General features: G+C 66.9%; 17 protein-coding genes and 2 tRNA genes. 15 read left to right on the top strand and 4 right to left on the bottom strand.

Annotation, left to right across the window (positions count from 1 at the left end; all coding sequences use genetic code 11):
• Window positions 1–103: 103 nt before the first annotated feature.
• From G6N50_RS11805 to G6N50_RS11795, 3 genes are all read left to right on the top strand, one after another.
• Window positions 104–751, top strand: a complete 648-nt coding sequence (locus tag G6N50_RS11805) for an HNH endonuclease (protein WP_083096934.1) — start codon at window positions 104–106, stop codon at window positions 749–751.
• Between the two features lie 67 nt (window positions 752–818).
• Window positions 819–1,055: an aa3-type cytochrome oxidase subunit CtaJ gene (gene ctaJ, locus G6N50_RS11800; RefSeq protein WP_083096935.1), complete on the top strand. Its 237-nt coding sequence runs from the start codon at window positions 819–821 to the stop codon at window positions 1,053–1,055.
• Window positions 1,042–1,509, top strand: a complete 468-nt coding sequence (locus tag G6N50_RS11795; RefSeq protein WP_083096937.1) for a DUF5130 domain-containing protein — start codon at window positions 1,042–1,044, stop codon at window positions 1,507–1,509. Before ctaJ ends, G6N50_RS11795 begins: the two co-directional genes overlap by 14 nt.
• A gap of 16 nt (window positions 1,510–1,525) precedes the next feature.
• Here the strand turns inward: G6N50_RS11795 and pepN are convergent, their stop codons facing one another.
• The gene (gene pepN, locus G6N50_RS11790) at window positions 1,526–4,123 is read right to left on the bottom strand and encodes an aminopeptidase N (RefSeq protein ID WP_083096938.1); all 2,598 of its coding nucleotides are present in this window, start codon (window positions 4,121–4,123) and stop codon (window positions 1,526–1,528) included.
• Window positions 4,124–4,214: 91 nt separating this feature from the next.
• On the opposite strand from pepN, the gene G6N50_RS11785 reads away from it, so the two are divergent.
• The 3 genes from G6N50_RS11785 to G6N50_RS11775 are packed head-to-tail and all read left to right on the top strand — an operon-like array spanning window position 4,215 to window position 6,201.
• Window positions 4,215–4,838 carry a mycothiol-dependent nitroreductase Rv2466c family protein gene (locus G6N50_RS11785; RefSeq protein WP_083096940.1) on the top strand — a complete coding sequence of 208 codons (624 nt, stop codon included), beginning with the start codon at window positions 4,215–4,217 and terminating at the stop codon, window positions 4,836–4,838.
• Window positions 4,839–4,896: 58 nt separating this feature from the next.
• A complete protein-coding gene (locus tag G6N50_RS11780) occupies window positions 4,897–5,376 on the top strand; it encodes a ribose-5-phosphate isomerase (protein WP_083096942.1) in 480 nt (159 codons plus the stop codon).
• An 18-nt stretch (window positions 5,377–5,394) separates the two neighbouring features.
• Window positions 5,395–6,201, top strand: a complete 807-nt coding sequence (locus tag G6N50_RS11775) for an Fpg/Nei family DNA glycosylase (protein ID WP_083096944.1) — start codon at window positions 5,395–5,397, stop codon at window positions 6,199–6,201.
• Window positions 6,202–6,690: 489 nt separating this feature from the next.
• On the opposite strand, the gene G6N50_RS11770 is transcribed toward G6N50_RS11775, so the two are convergent.
• Together G6N50_RS11770 and G6N50_RS11765 are read right to left on the bottom strand one after the other, a co-directional pair.
• Window positions 6,691–7,881, bottom strand: coding sequence for a serine hydrolase domain-containing protein (locus tag G6N50_RS11770; RefSeq protein ID WP_083096947.1), 1,191 nt, complete (start codon window positions 7,879–7,881; stop codon window positions 6,691–6,693).
• A 32-nt stretch (window positions 7,882–7,913) separates the two neighbouring features.
• A tRNA-Gly gene (locus G6N50_RS11765) sits at window positions 7,914–7,984 on the bottom strand.
• Between the two features lie 148 nt (window positions 7,985–8,132).
• Between G6N50_RS11765 and G6N50_RS11760 the strand changes: the two genes are divergently transcribed.
• From G6N50_RS11760 to clpP2, 4 genes are all read left to right on the top strand, one after another.
• Window positions 8,133–8,209, top strand: a tRNA-Pro gene (locus tag G6N50_RS11760).
• Window positions 8,210–8,287: 78 nt separating this feature from the next.
• On the top strand, window positions 8,288–9,760 hold the full coding sequence (gene tig / locus G6N50_RS11755; protein ID WP_083096949.1) for a trigger factor: 1,473 nt from the start codon (window positions 8,288–8,290) through the stop codon (window positions 9,758–9,760).
• 126 nt (window positions 9,761–9,886) lie between these two features.
• Entirely contained in the window at window positions 9,887–10,477 is a 591-nt protein-coding gene (clpP1, locus tag G6N50_RS11750; protein ID WP_067829744.1) for an ATP-dependent CLP protease proteolytic subunit ClpP1, read from the top strand.
• Window positions 10,474–11,109, top strand: coding sequence for an ATP-dependent CLP protease proteolytic subunit ClpP2 (gene clpP2 / locus G6N50_RS11745; protein ID WP_083096951.1), 636 nt, complete (start codon window positions 10,474–10,476; stop codon window positions 11,107–11,109). The genes clpP1 and clpP2 overlap by 4 nt, the downstream gene beginning before the upstream one ends.
• A 61-nt stretch (window positions 11,110–11,170) precedes the next feature.
• On the opposite strand, the gene mmuM is transcribed toward clpP2, so the two are convergent.
• The gene (gene mmuM / locus G6N50_RS11740) at window positions 11,171–12,031 is read right to left on the bottom strand and encodes a homocysteine S-methyltransferase (RefSeq protein WP_083097033.1); all 861 of its coding nucleotides are present in this window, start codon (window positions 12,029–12,031) and stop codon (window positions 11,171–11,173) included.
• A 369-nt stretch (window positions 12,032–12,400) separates the two neighbouring features.
• Between mmuM and clpX the strand changes: the two genes are divergently transcribed.
• From clpX to mobA, 5 genes are all read left to right on the top strand, one after another.
• Window positions 12,401–13,681 (top strand): ATP-dependent Clp protease ATP-binding subunit ClpX, encoded by a 1,281-nt coding sequence (gene clpX, locus G6N50_RS11735; protein ID WP_067829749.1) that lies wholly within the window; start codon window positions 12,401–12,403, stop codon window positions 13,679–13,681.
• A 7-nt stretch (window positions 13,682–13,688) separates the two neighbouring features.
• On the top strand, window positions 13,689–14,981 hold the full coding sequence (locus tag G6N50_RS11730) for an MFS transporter (protein WP_083096952.1): 1,293 nt from the start codon (window positions 13,689–13,691) through the stop codon (window positions 14,979–14,981).
• Window positions 14,982–15,228: 247 nt separating this feature from the next.
• Window positions 15,229–17,184 carry a 2-oxoacid:acceptor oxidoreductase subunit alpha gene (locus tag G6N50_RS11725; RefSeq protein ID WP_142275645.1) on the top strand — a complete coding sequence of 652 codons (1,956 nt, stop codon included), beginning with the start codon at window positions 15,229–15,231 and terminating at the stop codon, window positions 17,182–17,184.
• A 58-nt stretch (window positions 17,185–17,242) separates the two neighbouring features.
• A complete protein-coding gene (locus tag G6N50_RS11720) occupies window positions 17,243–18,334 on the top strand; it encodes a 2-oxoacid:ferredoxin oxidoreductase subunit beta (RefSeq protein ID WP_083096953.1) in 1,092 nt (363 codons plus the stop codon).
• A gap of 13 nt (window positions 18,335–18,347) precedes the next feature.
• Window positions 18,348–18,950, top strand: a complete 603-nt coding sequence (gene mobA / locus G6N50_RS11715) for a molybdenum cofactor guanylyltransferase (RefSeq protein WP_083097037.1) — start codon at window positions 18,348–18,350, stop codon at window positions 18,948–18,950.
• Window positions 18,951–19,341: the final 391 nt, after the last annotated feature.

Raw genomic sequence — 19,341 nt, 5'->3', positions numbered from 1 at the left:
GGCGGCCCGACCCCCCGCTTGGTGTTCACCGGATCGACACGGCGTTCACCTGCAATAGGGTGCGATTGGCGGCGAATCATGGTGGACTGTTCGCGGAGGATCAATGGCGCAGGGCAAGAGACGCCGCAGCCACCGCAGTCCGGTAGCCGCGGCAGGGTTAACCGGGCACACAACCGCGTCGTCGCTGCATAGTGTTGAAACCCATCCGCCCGCGCGCCCGGAGAGCACTTCCATCTGGAGTCGCCGGCGGGTCCTGCTGCTGAATTCCACGTATGAGCCCCTGACCGCGCTGCCGATGCGCCGCGCGATCGTCATGGTGATCTGCGGTAAGGCCGACGTGGTCCATCACGATCCGGCCGGCCCGGTGATCCACTCGGCGACCAGCTCGATCGTGGTGCCCTCGGTGATCCAGTTGCGGACCTACGTCCGCGTTCCCTACCGGGCGCGCGTCCCGATGACCCGCGCCGCGCTGATGCACCGCGATCGGTTCTGCTGCGCCTATTGCGGGGCGAAGGCGGACACCGTCGACCACGTGCTGCCGCGCAGCCGCGGCGGTGACCATTCGTGGGAGAACTGCGTCGCGTGCTGCTCGACGTGCAACCACCGCAAGGGCGACAAGCTGCTCAGCGAGCTCGGCTGGGCGCTGCGCCGGGCGCCGCTGCCCCCGACCGGACAGCACTGGCGGCTGCTGTCGACGGTCAAGGAACTCGATCCGGCCTGGGCCCGATATCTCGGCGAGGGCGCGGCCTGATCGACAATCGGGTGTCCGGTCGCGCCGGCAACTCCCTCGGTGGGATACGGTTTGCGTCGTGAGCCTTATGCAAATCCACCTGATCTTCATTGGCATACCTCTGTTGCTGGTGGTCGCGCTGTCGGTGCTGATCTGGTCCCACAAGGGACCGCACCCAGCGGCCTACAAGTTGGGCGAGAAGTGGACGCATCCGCCGATCCTGTGGGCTGCCACCGGCGAGGATGTCGGCCACGCCCACGGCGGACATGGTGAGCACGGCACGTCGGAATTCTCAGTTGGAGGTGGCGCCAGTGGCACGTGGTGAGGTAGCGACGAGAGAACCCGCCGAACTGCCGTACGGCACGGTGATCACCACGAGCGGACGGATCTCCGGGGTCACCGAGCCCGGCGAGCTGTCGGTGCAGTTCCCGTTTTCGACCAAGGACCTGGTCGCCGTGGACGATGCGCTGAAATTCGGCTCGCGGGCATCCAAGACGCGTTTCGCGATCTATCTGGGCGATCTGGGTAGCGACACCGCCGCGCGGGCCCGCGAGATCCTGGCCGACGTGCCGACGCCGGACAATGCGGTGCTGCTGGCCGTCTCACCCGACCAGAAGGTCATCGAGGTGGTCTACGGCACGCAGGTTCGCGGCCGGGGCGCGGAGTCGGCCGCACCGCTGGGTGTCGCCGCCGCGTCCTCGGCGTTCGAGCGCGGCGACCTGGTCGACGGCCTGGTCAGCGCGATCCGCGTACTGAGCGCCGGGATTTCGCCGGCTTAGCCTCCGCTGTCTCGGCTCAGGCCTCGCCGGCGTCGAAGCGGCGCGCCCGCAACGAACGCTTCACCCCGGCCTGGCCCTCGAGCACCAGGCGTCGCAGCGCCGCCGGCACCTCTGGGTCGGACAGGAACTTGTCCGCGGCGGCGACGCCTTCGTCGCTGATGTCCCAATGCGGGTACAGGCCGATCACCACGGTCTGGGCCACTTCGCTGGACCGGCGCGCCCAGACTCCCGAGATCGCCTCGAAATAGCGCGCGGTGAACGGCTTGAGCAACTCGGCCTGCCCGGCGGGGGCGATGCCCGCGATGATCGAGCGGGCGGTGATGTTGGCCAGGGTGTCGTCCTCGACCACCGTCGTCCAGGCCTGCTCCTTGACCTGCAGCTGAGGACGCGCTGTCGCGGCCTGGGCGCCGTGCCGCTTCCCGGCGGCGGTCGGGTCGCGCTGGATCTCGGCATCGATGAACGGCGTCGCGGGCCCGTCGGCGTCGACCTTGCCCGCGGTGGCCAGCGCCGTCACGATCCGCCACCGCAGGTCCGTATCGATTTCGAGCCCGGCCAGCCCCAACTCGGCGGGGTCACGGTCGAGCAGACCCGCCAGCATCGCAACATGGTCGGTCGACAGCACCGACGAGCACAGCGTGTTGACGAAGGCGAGTTGGTGATCCGAGCCGGGCCGCGCGGCGCGCGCCAACTCCAGCAGCCGGTCGGCGAATTGCGGCCAGCCGTGCTCGCGCGCCCAGCCCTGCTCGGCGTAGGACGTCAACGCGGTCTGCGCCTGCAGCAGGAGCCGTTGTGCCACACCGACTTCGGATTCGGCGTGCACGCCGCCGGTCACCAGGGCCACGAAGTCGCGGGCCCGCAGCTCGGCCTCGCGCGTCATCTCCCAGGCGGCCGACCAGACCAGCGAGCGGGGCAGCGGCTCGGCGATGTCGGCGATGCGCTCCAGCGCGGTGCGCAGCGAGTCGGCGTCCAGCCGTAGCGAGCAATACGTCAGGTCGTCGTCATTGACCAGCACCAGCTGGCCCCGCGAAACACCAACCAGCCCAGGAACTTCGGTGACCGGGCCCTCGACGTCGAGTTCCTCGCGGTGCACCCGCACCAGCTTTCCGGTGCCACTGGAGTCGCTGTCGTCGTAGATCCCGACCGCCAGGCGGTGCACTCGGGTTTCGCCGGCGCCCGGCGCGGCGGCGCTCTGGGTCACCGCGAACCGGGTGAACTTGCCGCCTGAGTCCACATCGAACTCCGGCCGCAGCGTGTTCAGCCCGGTCGTCTTCAGCCACTGCTGGCCCCAGTCGGACAGATCCCGCCCGGACGCCTGCTCGAGCGCGGCGACCAGATCGTCGAACGTGGCGTTGCCGAAGGCGTGGGCCCGGAAGTAATCACGCAGCCCGGCCAGGAAGTGCTCCAACCCGACGTAGGCGACCAGCTGCTTGAGCACCGAGGCGCCCTTGGCGTAGGTGATGCCGTCGAAGTTCACCTCGACCGCGGCCAGGTCGGGGATATCGGCGGCAATCGGATGCGTCGAGGGCAATTGATCCTGGCGGTACGCCCACGACTTCTCGACCGTCGCGAACGTCGTCCACGCCTCGGTGAATTCCGTTGCCTCGCTTTGGCACAGCACCGATGCGAAGGTCGCGAAGGACTCGTTCAGCCACAAGTCGTCCCACCAGGCCATGGTGACCAGGTCGCCGAACCACATATGCGCCATCTCGTGCAGCACGGTCTCGGCGCGCCGCTCGTAGGAGGCCCGGGTGACCTTGCTGCGGAAGACGTAGTCCTCGAGGAATGTCACCGCACCCGCGTTTTCCATTGCGCCGGCGTTAAATTCGGGGACGAACAGCTGATCGTACTTCCCGAACGCGTAGGGCAGGCCAAAGTTCTTGTGGTAGAAGGCAAATCCCTGCTTGGTCTGGGTGAACAGCCGCTCGGCGTCCATATGTTGGGCCAGCGACGACCGGCAGAAGATGCCCAGCGGGATCTCGCCGTGCTCGTCGGTGTAGGAGTCGTTCCACTCGGCGTACGGGCCGGCGATCAGGGCCACCAGATAGGTGCTCATCCGCGGCGTGGTGGCAAAGGTGTGCAGGCCCTCGTTCACCGACACCGTCGCACCGTTGGAGATCACCTTCCAATGCGCGGGCGCGGTCACCCGCACGTCGAAGGTCGCCTTCAAGTCGGGCTGGTCGAAGCAGGCGAACATGCGCTTGGCGTCGGCGGTCTCAAACTGCGAGTACAGGTAGGTCTCGTTGTCAACCGGGTCGACGAACCGATGCAGACCCTCACCGGTGTTGGAGTAACGGCAGTCGGCGTCGACCACGACGACGTTGCGGTCGGCCAGCCCGACCAGGGGGATACCCGTCGACTCGTCGTAGCCGGAGACATCCAGATCGTGTCCGTTGAGCGTCGCGCTGCGGATGGTGTCGGCGGCGATGTCGATGACCGAGTCTGCGCCGGCGAGCGCGTCGAACACGACGGTGGTGACCGAGCGGAAGGTCCGTTCACCCGGAGGGCCACCGGGACCGGAGCCGTCGGTGAGATCGAGGTCGATTTGGTAGCTGGCGACGGTGATCAGAGCGGCGCGCTCGACAGCTTGTTCGCGGGTGAGATTCGGGAGAGCCACGAGTCCAACTTACGGGTCGGGCAAAGCGGGAACAGGATGCAGACGCCTACGGTTGTGCAGATCAGACTTTTCACCGACGAGAGGATGCGCCATGCCTGACACCGCCGCCGCGAAGAACAAAGCCGATTTCTGGTTCGATCCGCTGTGTCCGTGGGCATGGATCACCTCGCGCTGGATCCTCGAGGTCGAGAAGGTTCGCGACATCGAGGTGAACTTCCACGTGATGAGCCTGGCGGTGCTCAACGAAAACCGTGAGGGTCTGCCCGACGAATACCGCGAACGGTTGGCGAACGCCTTCGGTCCGGTGCGGGTGGCGATCGCCGCCGAGCAGGCCCACGGCTCCGAGGTGCTGGCACCGCTGTACACCGCGATGGGAACCCGGATCCACAACGAGGGCAACAAAGAGCTCGATGACGTGATCAAGCTGGCGCTGGCCGACGTGGGCCTGCCGGCCGAGTTGGCGGAGGCCGCCAACAGCGACGCGTACGACGAGGCCCTGCGCAAAAGCCACCACGCCGGTATGGACGCGGTCGGCGACGACGTCGGCACACCGACCATCCACGTCAACGATGTGGCGTTCTTCGGGCCGGTGCTCTCCAGGATTCCGCGCGGTGAGGAAGCGGGCAAGCTGTGGGACGCCTCGGTGACCTTCGCGTCCTACCCGCACTTCTTCGAGCTCAAGCGCAGCCGCACCGAGAAGCCCGAATTCGACTAGAGCCCCGCGTGCGATCGCCGCGAACAGGGCGGCGGGTGGCTGTGTAAGGATTGCGGGCATGCGCGTCTACCTCGGCTCTGACCACGCCGGATTCGAGCTCAAGCAGCAGATCATCGACCACCTCACGAAATCCGGGCACGAGCCGATCGACTGCGGCGCCTTCAGCTACGACGCCGAAGACGATTACCCGGCCTTCTGCATCGCCGCCGCGACACGCACGGTGGCCGACCCGGACAGCCTGGGCATCGTGCTGGGCGGGTCGGGCAACGGCGAACAGATCGCCGCCAACAAGGTCCCCGGCGCCCGCTGCGCGCTGGCCTGGAGCGTCGAAACCGCGGCGCTGGCCCGCGAACACAACAACGCCCAACTGATCGGCATCGGCGGTCGGATGCACACCGTGGCCGAGGCGCTGACCATCGTCGACGCCTTCCTGACCACGCCGTGGTCGAAAGCCCCACGCCACCAACGGCGTATCGACATACTCGCCGAGTACGAACGCACCCACCAAGCCCCGCCGGTGCCCGGCGCGGCGGGCTGACGCCGGAAAGGTCTGCGCGTGCCCGAAGGGCATACCCTGCACCGGCTCGCCCGGCTGCACCAACGCCGATACGCCGGCGCCCCCGTCGCGGTGTCCAGCCCGCAGGGCCGCTTCGCCGATTCGGCCGCGGTGGTGGACGGCCGGGTGTTGCAGCGCACCAGCGCGTGGGGCAAACACCTGTTTCACCACTACTCCGGCGGCCCGATCGTGCACGTGCACCTCGGCTTGTACGGCGCCTTCACCGAATGGGAACGCCCCGGGGACGGGCTGCTACCCGAGGCGACGGGGCAGGTGCGGATGCGCATGGTCGGCGCCGACTATGGCACCGACCTGCGCGGCCCGACGGTGTGCGAAGTCATCGACGAGGGCCAAGTCAGCGACGTCCTGGCCCGGCTGGGCCCCGACCCGTTGCGCGGCGACGCCGATCCGTCCTGGGCGTGGAAGCGCATTGCCAAGTCCCGCAGGCCCATTGGCGCGCTGTTGATGGATCAGACGGTGATGGCCGGGGTGGGCAACGTCTACCGCAGCGAGTTGCTGTTCCGCCACGCGATCGACCCGTTCCGGCCCGGCCGCAACGTCGGCGAGGACGAGTTCGCCGCGGCCTGGACCGATTTGGTCGCGCTGATGAAGGTCGGATTGCGTCGCGGCAAGATCATCGTGGTGCGGCCCGAACACGACCATGGCGCGCCGTCGTACCGGCCCGACCGGCCCCGCACCTACGTCTACCGGCGCGCCGGCGAGCCCTGCCGCGTCTCCGGCGATCCGATCCGCACGACGGTGCTGGAAGGCCGAAACGTCTTCTGGTGCTCGACATGCCAGAAATGAGGCAGCGGCACCCGGCCAAACCGAAGCCGGGGCGGCGCTGCGGATTGGCAGGAATCTCTCAGCGCAAGACACTGGCGGCACTTGTTTAGCCAAAGCACCGATATGGGTAAAAGTGCTTTCGTGAAAACTCTTCCACGTTTGGCCGCAACGGCTCTCGCAATCGGCGGGCTGGGTTTGGCGGGCTTGGGCGTCGCGACTGAGGCGCAGGCCCACCCCGGACCCTTCCCGCAATGGTGTCCGGGTGAGTGGTGGGACCCGGGCTGGGGCAACAACTGGGACTGGAACAACTGCCACGACTGGCGCGGGGGACCGCCTGGGCCGCAACCGGGCTGGGGCCACCCTGGACCGCCTCCGGGGGGACCTTGGGGCCCCGGCGGGCCGGGCGGGCCACCGCCGCCTCCCGGCTGGCATCCCTGATCCGACACACGTCCGCGTAGTCACAGCGTGCCCTGCCGACACCCGGCGGGGCGCGCTTCTCGTCGGTGCGAGCTAGATGACTCCCAGCACGGAGTAGACCTCGTTGGACAGGACCAGGCTGCGGGGATCCGCGTTGGCCTTGGTGGGATCGAAGTGATTCGCCACATAGGCGTAACCGATGCGGTGCTCCAGGTCGACGAACCCGAACGAGCCGCCCAGCCCACCGTGGCCGAAGATCCGCGGGTTGGGTCCGTTGACGCATCGCTGGTTGAGCATGTAACCCAAACCCCATCCGTGGTCGGCGACCCGCGGCCCCAGCACCAGATCGGTGTCCAGGCCGCCCTGGCAGACCCGCACCAGGTCCATGTGCTCGCGGCTGAGCACCTTCTCCTGGGCGAGCGCGTTGTAGAACGTCGCCAATCCCAGCGCCGAGACCTGCCCGTTGGTGCCGGGGAACTCGAGTTCGCGCCACAGGTCCAGGTCGTGCGAGCCGAGTTCGTCATCGGGGGCGAACCCCATCGAGATGGACAGCCCCGCCTTGGGGTGCTCGGCCAGGCTGGTCGGGTAGCCGGGGGCGTTCGCGTCGGCCAGCAGGTCGCGGGCGTGCGGCTTGTTGACCCGCTCGGCGCAGCGATGTTGTTCGCTCAGCGGCAACCCGATGTGGACGTCGGCACCGAACGGTTCGGCAATCTCGGTGCGCAGGTATTGGCCGATGGTCCGGCCCGTCACCCTGCGGAACACCTCGCCCATGATGAAACCGAAGGTGGTCATGTGGTAGCCCTGCGCGGTGCCCGGCTCCCACCACGGCTCGGCGGCGGCCAGCTGTTCGCAGACGTAGTCCCAGTCGGCGACCTGCTCCCACCGCATCCGGGCGCGCGGGCCGATCACCCCGGAGCGGTGGCTCATCACCATCGCCAGCGTGATGTCTTGTTTGCCCGCCTGGGCGAACTCGGGCCAGTAGCGGGCCACCGGAGCGTGCAGGTCCAGCTCGCCGCGGTCGGCGAGTTGGTGCACGCAGGTGGCCGACAAGCCCTTCGTACCGGACAACACCGTGGTCAGGGTGTTCTGCTGCCACGGTCGGGTGCGGGCCGCGTCGGCCCAGCCGCCCCACAGATTGACGACCAGAGACCCGTCGACCCACACCGCGACGGCCGCGCCGACATCGTCGCCGAGGGTGAAATTGCGCTCGAATGCGTCGCGAACCCCGACGAAGTCCGACGCGCATGAGCCGTGGATTGACGCGTCGGTCATCAGGTCGCTCATGGCGCCTCTCTATCGAGCAGATAGTTAGCCCGAGCGGGCGACGGGAATCGAACCCGCGTAGCTAGTTTGGAAGACTAGGGCTCTACCATTGAGCTACGCCCGCATGTATTTAGTCGAGCGTGACTGTAGCTGGCGACGGAGATCAAATCTAATCGACTCGGTTTTGTGATCGCTCCGTGAGGTCTGCGACGTCGCTGCGAAGCCCGTGGCCAACCCGGTGGTGAGGGGCCTTAGGATCATCGAGGTCAGCGCGGGGTGTAGCGCAGCTTGGTAGCGCATCCGCTTTGGGAGCGGAAGGCCGCAGGTTCAAATCCTGTCACCCCGACCAGCACGACCGGCCCCGTGCCCTGCGCACGGCCCACCGACCGCGAACAACGAGCCAGAACGAGGACTGAGGAGCACACCCGTGAAGAGCACCGTCGAGCAGTTGAGCCCCACCCGGGTGCGCATCAACGTGGAGGTTCCTTTCTCAGAACTCGAGCCCGACTTCCAGCGCGCCTACAAGGAACTGGCCCGGCAGGTGCGACTGCCCGGGTTCCGTCCCGGCAAGGCGCCGGCGAAGTTGCTGGAGGCCCGGTTCGGCCGCGAGGCGATGCTCGACCAGGTCGTCAGCGAGGCGTTGCCCGCACGCTACGGGCAGGCCGTCGCCGAGTCGGAGGTGCACCCCCTGGGCCAGCCCGAGATCGAGGTCACCAAGAAGGAGTACGGCGAGGAGCTCGCCTTCACCGCCGAGGTCGACGTCCGCCCCAGGCTCACCCTGCCGGACCCCGGCGAGTTGAAGGTCTCGGTGGACCCGATCGAGGTCAGCGAGGACGACGTCGACGCCGAACTGCAGTCGCTGCGCGCCCGATTTGGCACGCTGACCGGGGTGGACCGCCCCGTCGCCGACGGTGACTTCGTTTCGATCGACCTGTCGGCCACCATCGACGGCGAAGAGATCCCGGGCGCCGCCGCGCAAGGCCTGTCCCACGAAGTCGGCTCGGGCCGGCTGATCGCCGGCCTGGACGAAGCCCTCATCGGTTTGTCCGTCGACGAATCCAAGGAATTCACCGCGCAGCTGGCGACCGGCGAGCACGCGGGCAAGGACGCGCAGGTGACCGTCACGGTCAAGTCGATCAAGGAACGAGAGCTGCCCGAGCCCGACGACGAATTCGCGCAACTGGCCAGCGAGTTCGACACCATCGAGGAGCTGAAGTCCAACCTGCGCGACCAGGTCGGCCGCACCAAGCGCGCCCAGCAAGCCGAAAACATTCGCGAGGCCGCCCTGGACACACTGCTCGAGCAGGTCGAGGTGCCGCTGCCGGAAGCGATCGTGAAAGCCCAGGTCGACAGCGCACTGCACAACGCCCTGCACAGCCTCGACCACGACGAATCCAAGCTCGAGGAAGTGCTGGCCCAGCAGGGCAAGTCCCGCGAAGAGTTCGAAACCGAGACGCGCACGGCCGCCGAGACGGACGTCAAACGGCAGCTGCTGTTGGACGCCCTGGCCGACGAGCTTCAGGTCCAGGTCGGCCAGGACGATCTGACCGAGCGGCTGGTGGCGACGTCGCGGCAATACGGCATCGAGCCCCAGCAGTTGGTGGCCTACCTACAGGAGAACAACCAGCTGCCGGCCATGTTCGCCGATGTGCGCCGGGCGCTGGCCATCGCCGAGGTGATCCGGTCGGCGACCGTCACCGATACCGCCGGAAACACCATCGACACCAGTGAGTTCTTCGGCAAGCGAGCGGAGGCCGACGCAGCCGTGCCGGCTGGCGAGGCGGAGGAGGCCGACAATTCGAATGCGGAGGCCGACGCAGCCGTGCCGGCTGGCGAGGCGGAGGAGGCCGACGGCAACGGGGCCGACGAAGACTCGGACGAGGCCGCCGCGGGGGAGTGACCGCGCCATGAAGCTGTGAGCGAACGCGCCCGTTTCAGGGGCGCGTGGCCGCGAAACAGTCGGCGCGGTTGGTTAGTGTCGTGAATACAGATCTCGTAGAAAGCAGGTAACCCAGTCGTGACTGACATGCGTTCAAACTCGCAGGGTCTCAACCTCACGGACTCGGTCTATGAGCGCTTGCTGTCCGAGCGCATCATCTTCCTGGGTTCGGAGGTGAACGACGAGATCGCCAATCGGCTGTGCGCGCAGATTCTGCTACTCGCCGCCGAGGACGCGACCAAGGACATCAACCTCTATATCAACTCGCCGGGTGGATCGATCAGCGCCGGAATGGCGATCTACGACACCATGGTGCTGGCGCCGTGTGACATCGCCACCTACGCGATGGGCATGGCCGCATCGATGGGTGAGTTCTTGTTGGCCGCCGGCACCAAGGGCAAGCGCTACGCGCTGCCGCACGCCCGCATCCTGATGCACCAACCGCTCGGCGGGGTGACCGGCAGCGCGGCCGACATCGCCATCCAGGCCGAGCAGTTCCATGTCATCAAGAAGGAGATGTTCCGGCTCAACGCCGAGTTCACCGGCCAGACGATCGAGCGCATCGAGGCCGACTCCGACCGTGACCGCTGGTTCACCGCGCCGGAAGCCCTGGAATACGGGTTCGTCGACCACATCATCACCCGCGCCGCCCACATCACCAATGGAGAAGCCCGATGAACCCCGAAACCCAGCCCCAGGCGCGCTACATCCTGCCGTCGTTCATCGAGCACTCGAGCTTCGGCGTCAAAGAGTCCAACCCGTACAACAAGCTGTTCGAGGAACGCATCATCTTCCTCGGCGTCCAGGTCGACGACGCGTCGGCGAACGACATCATGGCGCAGTTGCTGGTGCTTGAGTCGCTGGACCCTGACCGCGACATCACCATGTACATCAACTCGCCCGGCGGCGGATTCACGTCGCTGATGGCGATTTACGACACCATGCAGTACGTGCGCGCCGACATCCAAACGGTGTGCCTGGGACAGGCCGCTTCGGCGGCGGCGGTGTTGCTGGCCGCCGGAACGCCGGGCAAGCGGATGGCGCTGCCCAACGCCCGGGTGCTCATCCACCAGCCGTCGCTGCAGGGCGTGATCCAGGGCCAGTTCTCCGATCTGGAGATTCAGGCCGCCGAGATCGAGCGGATGCGCACGCTGATGGAGACCACGCTCGCCCGGCACACCAACAAGGAGCCCTCGGTGATCCGCAAGGACACCGACCGCGACAAAATCCTGACCGCCGAAGAGGCCAAGGATTACGGGATCATCGACACCGTGCTGGAGTACCGGAAGCTTTCGGCGCAGACCGCCTAGCAGCTGGGCTTTCGCGGGCGTAACCGCATTGCGAATATCGGCACCGGAAATCGCCGCCTGGTTACGCTCGCGGGACGACGGCCGCCAGCGCGGCGATGTCGGCGGGCCCGATCCGGCAGCATCCTCCGACGATGCGCGCGCCGGCCGCGATCCACTCCGCCGCGAGGTTCGTGCTGAATCGCGACGGGCCGATCCAGCTGTGCCGCACGGCATCCCAGCGTTCACCGCTGTTCGGGTAGACGATGACGGGTTTGCCGACGGCCGTTGCGGCCGCGATCGCGGGCGTCACGTCGTCGGGCGCGCAGCAGTTGACCCCGATCGCCACAATCTCGTCGACGCCGGCCGCCACCGCGAACGCGTCGGCCAGCGGTTGCCCGGCGCGAGTCCTATCCCCGTCGATGGTGTAGCTCAGCCAGGCCGGTTTCCCGACCGAGCGGACCAGTTCGACCAGGGCCTGCGCCTCGTCGACGTCGGGCACGGTTTCGCAGGCGAGGACGTCGGGACCGGCGCCGGCCAGGGTCTCCAGCCGGGGCCGATGCCATCGCTCCAGGGCCGCCACGGACAGACCGTAGCGGCCGCGGTACTCCGATCCGTCGGCCAACGCCGCGCCGTACGGGCCGATGGACGCGGCGACGAGCACGCCGTCGGCGCCGGCCTCGTCCCGCGCGGCCCGGGCGAGCTCGACGCTGCGGCGCAACAGCCCGGCGGCCTTTCGTCGATCGATCCCGCGGGCCGCGAACCCCTCGAACGACGCCTGGTAGCTGGCCGTCGTCGCGATCTTCGCCCCGGCGCGGAGGTAGGCGGCGTGCACGGCGACGATCTCCTGCGGCGCATCCGTGAGCAGCCGGGCCGACCACAACGGGTCGGACAGGTCATGACCGCGCGCCTCGAGCTCGGTGGCCAAGCCGCCGTCGAGCAGCACGAATCCGCTGGGCCATGCAGCGTCCACAGCCAAACCCACGTCGCCACTGTAGGGTGATTTGTTGGGGGTCCACCCAGGCCTCGCATGATTATTGGCGTTGGGTTGGCACCTCCACACCGAAGCACGGTCGGAGGGCAGCCAGCCTCGGTCGTATTACGACCGCGACACGCCAAAGACACGCAAAGCGCGCCTTTCGCGAGTGACGGGCACCGTCTGGCTATATGTTTCATCCATACGGACGTTGCATGAATACCACTGACGCGATTCGGCACTTATTGTCGCGTCGGGCCCGATCCAACGGGTAGCGTCGGTGAATACATGCGGGGACAGGCAAGACCAACGGCGAACAGGAAGTAGGCCCTCAGCACCATGGCGCGCATCGGAGACGGCGGTGACCTGCTGAAGTGCTCGTTCTGCGGGAAGAGCCAAAAGCAAGTCAAGAAACTCATTGCTGGCCCCGGCGTATACATCTGCGATGAGTGCATCGATCTCTGCAACGAGATCATCGAAGAGGAGCTCGCCGACGCCGACGACGTGAAGCTCGATGAACTCCCCAAACCGATCGAGATCCGGGAGTTCCTCGAGGGATACGTCATCGGGCAGGACACCGCCAAGCGCACGCTTGCCGTCGCAGTCTACAACCACTACAAGCGGATCCAGGCCGGCGAGAAGGGTCGGGATTCGCGGCACGAGCCGGTCGAGCTGACGAAGTCCAACATCTTGATGCTCGGGCCGACCGGGTGCGGCAAGACCTACCTGGCCCAGACGCTCGCCAAGATGCTCAATGTCCCGTTCGCCATCGCCGACGCCACCGCCCTCACCGAAGCCGGTTACGTCGGCGAGGACGTCGAAAACATCTTGCTGAAGCTGATCCAGGCCGCCGACTACGACGTGAAGCGCGCCGAGACCGGCATCATCTACATCGACGAGGTCGACAAGATCGCTCGCAAGAGCGAGAACCCGTCGATCACCCGCGACGTCTCCGGGGAGGGCGTCCAGCAGGCGCTGCTGAAGATCCTGGAGGGCACCCAGGCCTCGGTGCCCCCGCAGGGCGGCCGCAAGCACCCGCACCAAGAGTTCATCCAGATCGACACCACCAACGTGCTGTTCATCGTCGCGGGGGCGTTCGCCGGCCTGGAGAAGATCATCTACGAGCGGGTCGGCAAGCGCGGCCTGGGCTTCGGCGCCGAGGTGCGCTCCAAGGCCGAGATCGACACCACCGACCACTTCTCCGACGTGATGCCCGAAGACCTGATCAAGTTCGGCCTGATCCCCGAGTTCATCGGCCGGCTCCCGGTGGTCGCCTCGGTCACCAACCTGGACCGCGAGTCGCTGGTCAAGATCCTCTCCGAGCCGAAGAACGCGCTGGTCAAGCAGTACACCCGGCTCTTCGAAATGGACAGCGTGGAGCTCGAGTTCACCGACGACGCCCTGGAAGCGATCGCCGACCAGGCGATCCACCGCGGCACCGGGGCCCGGGGGCTGCGGGCCATCATGGAAGAGGTCCTGCTGCCAGTGATGTATGACATCCCGAGCCGCGACGACGTCGCCAAGGTCGTGGTGACCAAGGAGACCGTCCAGGACAACGTGTTGCCGACCATCGTGCCACGCAAGCCTTCCCGGTCGGAACGCCGGGACAAGAGCGCCTAACTAGATCCTGGAGCGCTCCCGCACGCCCGATGAGAGCGCTGATGCCGTCCCACGGCGTCTTGCGCACGGCCTGGATCTGCTGAACTTCCTGCTGGCCGACGTTCGTGACGGCTTGGGCCCTTATCTGTCGATCTACCTGCTGCTGACCCATCACTGGGACCAGGAGTCGATCGGGTTCGTGATGGCGGTCGGCGGCATCGGGGCCATCGTCGCGCAGGCCCCGGCCGGTGCCTTGGTGGACAGAACCACCGCGAAACGGGCGCTGATCATCGTCGGTGCGCTGACGATCACGACGGCATCGCTGGCGATGCCGTTGTTCCCCGACTTGTATTCGATCTCCGTGCTGCAGGCGCTCACCGGGATCGCCGGATCCGTTTTCGCCCCGGCGCTGGCCGCGATCACGCTGGGTGTCGTCGGCTCCCGCCGGTTCTCGCGGCGGATCGGACGAAATGAGTCGTTCAACCACGCCGGGAATGCCTGCGCCGCGGCGCTCACCGGCGGCTTGGCCTACTTCTCCGGACCAGTGGTGGTGTTCTGGGTGCTGGCCGCCATGGCGGCCGCCAGCGTGGTTGCGACGCTGTGGATTCCGGGTGACGCGATCGACCACGACGTCGCGCGGGGTATGGACCATCTCCCCGGGGAACCGCATCAGGTCCCGTCGCGGCTGACGGCGCTGCTGGGCAACCGCCGGCTGATGGTCTTCGCGGCCACGGTCATCGCCTTCCACTTCGCCAACGCGGCCATGCTGCCCCTGGTCGGTCAGTTGCTGGCGTTGCACAACAAGGACCTGGGGACCGCCCTGATGGCCGGCTGCATCGTCGCCGCGCAGGTCGTCATGGTGCCGGTGGCTTACCTGGCCGGGGCCAAGGCAGATTCGTGGGGCCGCAAGCCGATCTTTCTGGTCGGCTTCGCGGTCCTGGCCGCCCGCGGATTTCTCTACACGTGGTCGGCCAACTCCTATTGGCTGGTGGGCGTGCAACTGCTGGACGGCGTCGGAGCCGGCGTGTTCGGCGCGCTGTTTCCCCTCGTCGTGCAGGACGTGACGCACGGGAGCGGTCGATTCAATGTCAGCCTGGGGGCGATAACGGCCGCGACGGGCGCCGGCGCCGCGGTCTCGAACCTTGTCGCGGGCTCGATCGTGGTCGCGGCCGGCTACAACGCCGCATTCGTCTTCCTGGGTGCGCTCGCCGCGGTCGGTTTCGTGCTGTATCTGGTCGCGATGCCGGAAACGGCGGGAACAAAATTCGGCGCCGAAATCGCGGCTACCGAAGGCCGACACGGTATGGACGACGGTAGTTAACGTTCAAGACGTGACCAACAACACAGTTTGTTATTCATACTCGCTAGTAGCCCCGCCTGACTTCGTGTTTTGCCGACAAAACAGCGGCGTGGGATGCATAAGAGACGGTCATACAGCCCTCAAAGAAATGCCATAATTGATACCGGCAGTGACATAAAAGCGCTGGTGCGCTGAGGCCGCTCCAACGGCGCGTAACCTGGAACGTCGGCGGAGTTTCTGTCCGGTGAACAAAGTGGAGGGCAAAGACGTGGATCCGAACGGCAGCGGAGCCGGATCAGACTCACAGAATGGGGCTTCCCCCACCGGATCTTCCCGTCAGCGCCTCGAACAAGTCGTCATCCGCTTTGCCGGTGACTCCGGCGATGGCATGCAGCTCACCGGAGACCGATTCACGTCCGAGGCAGCGCTTTTCGGCAATGACCTGGCGACCCAGCCCAATTACCCGGCCGAGATCCGCGCCCCCGCAGGCACGCTGCCCGGCGTCTCGTCCTTCCAGATTCAGATCGCCGACTACGACATCCTGACCGCCGGCGACCGGCCCGACGTCCTCGTCGCGATGAATCCCGCTGCGCTCAAAGCCAATATCGGTGACTTGCCCCGCGGCGGAATGGTGATCGCGAACTCCGACGAGTTCACCAAGCGCAACCTGACCAAGGTGGGCTACGTAACCAACCCGCTGGAGAGCGACGAGTTGTCGGACTACGTGGTGCATTCGGTCGCGATGACCACGCTGACACTCGGGGCGGTCGAAACGATCGGCGCCACGAAGAAGGACGGGCAGCGCGCCAAGAACATGTTCGCGCTGGGCCTGTTGTCGTGGATGTACGGGCGGCCGATCGAGACCAGCGAAAAGTTCATCCGGGAGAAGTTCGCGCGCAAGCCCGAGGTCGCGGAGGCCAACGTGTTGGCGCTGAAGTCGGGCTGGAACTACGGCGAAACGACCGAGGCTTTCGGCACCACCTACGAGGTGTCCCGGGCGACCCTGCCGTCAGGCGAATACCGCCAGATCTCGGGCAACACCGCGCTGGCCTACGGCATCGTGGCGGCCGGCCAGCTGGCCGACATTCCGGTCATGCTCGGCAGCTACCCGATCACGCCGGCCTCCGACATCCTGCACGAGCTGTCCAAGCACAAGAACTTCAACGTCATCACCTTCCAGGCCGAGGACGAGATCGGTGGCATCTGCGCGGCGATCGGCGCCTCGTACGGCGGCGCGCTGGGCGTCACCACCACCTCCGGCCCGGGCATCTCGCTCAAATCCGAAGCGCTCGGGCTGGCCGTGATGACCGAACTGCCGCTGCTCGTCGTCGACGTGCAGCGCGGCGGGCCCTCGACCGGGTTGCCCACCAAGACCGAACAGGCCGACTTGCTGCAGGCCATGTTCGGCCGCAACGGCGAGTCGCCGGTCGCGGTGCTGGCCCCGCGGTCACCATCGGACTGCTTCCAGACCGCGCTCGAGGCGGCACGGATCGCGGTGTCGTACCACACCCCGGTGATCGTGTTGTCCGACGGCGCAATCGCCAATGGGTCAGAGCCGTGGCGCATTCCGGACGTCAGCACGCTGCAGCCCATCACGCATACCTTCGCCAAGCCGGACGAGCCGTTCCAGCCGTACGCGCGTGACCCGGAGACGCTGGCGCGGCAGTTCGCCGTGCCCGGCACCCCGGGGCTCGAGCACCGCATCGGCGGGCTGGAAGCGGCGAACGGCTCGGGCAATATTTCCTACGAGCCGGTCAACCACGACCTCATGGTCCGGTTGCGCCAGGCCAAGATCGACGGGATTTCCGTCCCCGACCTAGAAGTCGACGACCCGACCGGCGACGCCGAGCTGCTCCTGATCGGCTGGGGCAGCTCCTATGGTCCGATTGGCGAGGCCTGCCGGCGCGCGCGGCGCAAGGGCATCAAGGTGGCGCACGCGCACCTGCGTTACCTGAACCCCTTCCCGGCCAACCTGGGTGAGGTGCTGCGGCGCTACCCGCAGGTGGTCGCGCCGGAAATGAACCTGGGCCAGCTGGCGTTCCTGCTGCGGGGCAGGTACCTGGTGGACGTGCAATCGGTCAGCAAGGTGCAAGGTGTCGCGTTCTTGGCCGACGAGATCGGCCGCGTCATCCGCGCCGCGCTGGGCGGGACGCTGGCCGAAGTCGAGAACGACAAGACGATGGTCGCCAAGATGGCGGCAGCAACGGTCGGAGCCGGCGCATGAGTTCAGTGATTCCGGCCGGCGACGATGCAGAGCGAAGCGATGAGAAGGAGCGGCGCTCGTGACTGACGTGATCGGCAATTTGGCGGGCAAAGACCTCGGTGTGACCGCGAAGTTGACCAAAAACGACGGGGTCCCCACCACGGACCAGCCACAGAAGTCCAAGGACTTCACCAGTGACCAAGAGGTGCGCTGGTGCCCGGGCTGCGGGGACTACGTCATTCTCAACACCATCCGCAACTTCCTGCCCGACCTCGGGCTGCGCCGCGAGAACATCGTGTTCATCAGCGGCATCGGCTGCTCGAGCCGGTTCCCGTACTACCTCGAGACCTATGGTTTCCACTCGATCCACGGCCGCGCGCCCGCCATCGCCACCGGTCTGGCGTTGGCCCGCGAGGACCTCTCGGTATGGGTGGTCACCGGTGACGGCGACGCGTTGTCGATCGGGGGTAACCACCTGATCCACGCGCTGCGCCGCAACGTCAACATCACCATTCTCCTGTTCAACAACCGGATCTACGGGCTGACCAAAGGGCAGTACTCCCCGACATCCGAGGTCGGCAAGGTCACCAAGTCGACCCCGATGGGCTCGCTGGACCACCCGTTCAACCCGGTGTCGTTGGCGCTGGGTGCCGAGGCGACCTTCGTCGGGCGCGCGCTGGACTCCGACCGCAACGGACTGACCGAGGTGCTGCGCGCCGCCGCCGGGCACCGGGGCGCCGCCGTGGTCGAGATCCTGCAGGACTGCCCGATCTTCAACGACGGCTCGTTCGACGCGCTGCGCAAGGAAGGCGCCGAGGAGCGGGTCATCAACGTCCGCCACGGCGAGCCGATTGTGTTCGGCGCCAACGGCGAATACTGCGTGGTGAAATCCGGCTTCGGGCTGGAGGTGGCCAAGACCGCCGACGTCTCGGTCGACGAGATCGTCGTGCACGACGCGCACAGCGATAACTCGGCCTACGCCTTCGCCCTGTCCCGGCTGTCGGACCAGAACCTCGAGCACACCGTGCTGGGCATCTTCCGCGACATCAGCCGGCCCACCTACGACGACGCGGCACGCTCGCAGGTCCAGGCGGCCCAGTCGGCGAAGCCGTTCGACTCCGCCGCGCTGCAGTCGTTGTTGCGCGGGCGCGACACCTGGACCGTCGACTGACGTGGGCGAGAACATGCCCGACAAAAAACAGGCCGGGTCGCTCGCGGGGATAGTGCTGGCCGGCGGTGAATCGCGGCGCATGGGCCGGGACAAGGCCACCTTGCCGGGCCCCGGCGGGGCCGCCACGCTTCTCGAATACGTCGTCGGGGTCATCGCGCAGCGCTGCGAGCCGGTTTTCGTGATGGCAGCACCGGGCCAGCCGCTGCCCGCGGTGCAGGCGCAGGTCATCCGTGACGAGGTGCGCGGCCAGGGGCCGCTGCCGGCGACGGGACGCGGGCTGCGGGCGGCCGCGGAGGCGGGCGCCCGGCATGCCTTCGTCTGCGCCGTCGACATGCCGCTGCTGTCTGCGGAACTGATCGATGACCTGATGCAGCTGGCCACCGAGACCAACGCCGAAATCGTCCTGCCATGGGACGGTCACAGCCACTATCTGGCCGCGGTGTACCGCACCGATCTGGCTGAGCGGATCGACGGCCTGGTCGCCGGCGGCGCCCGCTCGATGCGCGCCTTGATCGATGCCTCCGACGCCCAGCAGATCGTGTTGCCGGAATCGCGCTTCCTGGCCAACGTCAACACGGAGAGCGACCTGCTGGCTCTGGCACAGTCCCGGAGCTGACGGCCGAGCGTCGGCCCGGTCGGACCGGCGGGCCCTGTTTTCGGCGTATTTGACGCGGCAGTAATTCGACCCGCTATGACAGCGGCTTTGAGTAATCCCATATTCCGGAATAGTGATCCTGTAATTCCGTTGTGGTGAGGCGGCGTCGATCTGCGTTGAGTTCAAGGCCGTCGATTGCCTGGTCGTCGTGATCTGTTGCGACAGTAGCGGTTTAAGCATGCTCGAAGCTCATCTTACGGGGGTGTCGAGGAGCCACGCGTGCGTCGTCGCTAAAGAGAAGGATGTCATTCCGGCAAATTCGTCCAGCGCGAAATCGCACGCGCCGCTGTTGGCGGAAGTCACTCGATTAGCCGTATCAGCCGGTGCTCATGGTGGCCTGGGCTTCGCCAGG

This window comes from Mycobacterium mantenii, assembly GCF_010731775.1.
GTDB classification, from domain to species: Bacteria; Actinomycetota; Actinomycetes; order Mycobacteriales; family Mycobacteriaceae; genus Mycobacterium; species Mycobacterium mantenii.
This window is presented reverse-complemented; position numbering and strand designations above follow the sequence as displayed.

Excerpts from the sequence above, each read along its gene's own strand:
- mobA (WP_083097037.1), top strand. The coding sequence starts at position 18,348 with ATGCCCGACAAAAAACAGGCCGGGTCGCTCGCGGGGATAGTGCTGGCC.
- G6N50_RS11780 (WP_083096942.1), top strand. The coding sequence starts at position 4,897 with ATGCGCGTCTACCTCGGCTCTGACCACGCCGGATTCGAGCTCAAGCAG.
- G6N50_RS11770 (WP_083096947.1), bottom strand. The coding sequence starts at position 7,881 with ATGAGCGACCTGATGACCGACGCGTCAATCCACGGCTCATGCGCGTCG.
- clpP1 (WP_067829744.1), top strand. The coding sequence starts at position 9,887 with ATGCGTTCAAACTCGCAGGGTCTCAACCTCACGGACTCGGTCTATGAG.
- ctaJ (WP_083096935.1), top strand. The coding sequence starts at position 819 with ATGCAAATCCACCTGATCTTCATTGGCATACCTCTGTTGCTGGTGGTC.
- clpX (WP_067829749.1), top strand. The coding sequence starts at position 12,401 with ATGGCGCGCATCGGAGACGGCGGTGACCTGCTGAAGTGCTCGTTCTGC.
- G6N50_RS11785 (WP_083096940.1), top strand. The coding sequence starts at position 4,215 with ATGCCTGACACCGCCGCCGCGAAGAACAAAGCCGATTTCTGGTTCGAT.
- clpP2 (WP_083096951.1), top strand. The coding sequence starts at position 10,474 with ATGAACCCCGAAACCCAGCCCCAGGCGCGCTACATCCTGCCGTCGTTC.
- G6N50_RS11805 (WP_083096934.1), top strand. The coding sequence starts at position 104 with ATGGCGCAGGGCAAGAGACGCCGCAGCCACCGCAGTCCGGTAGCCGCG.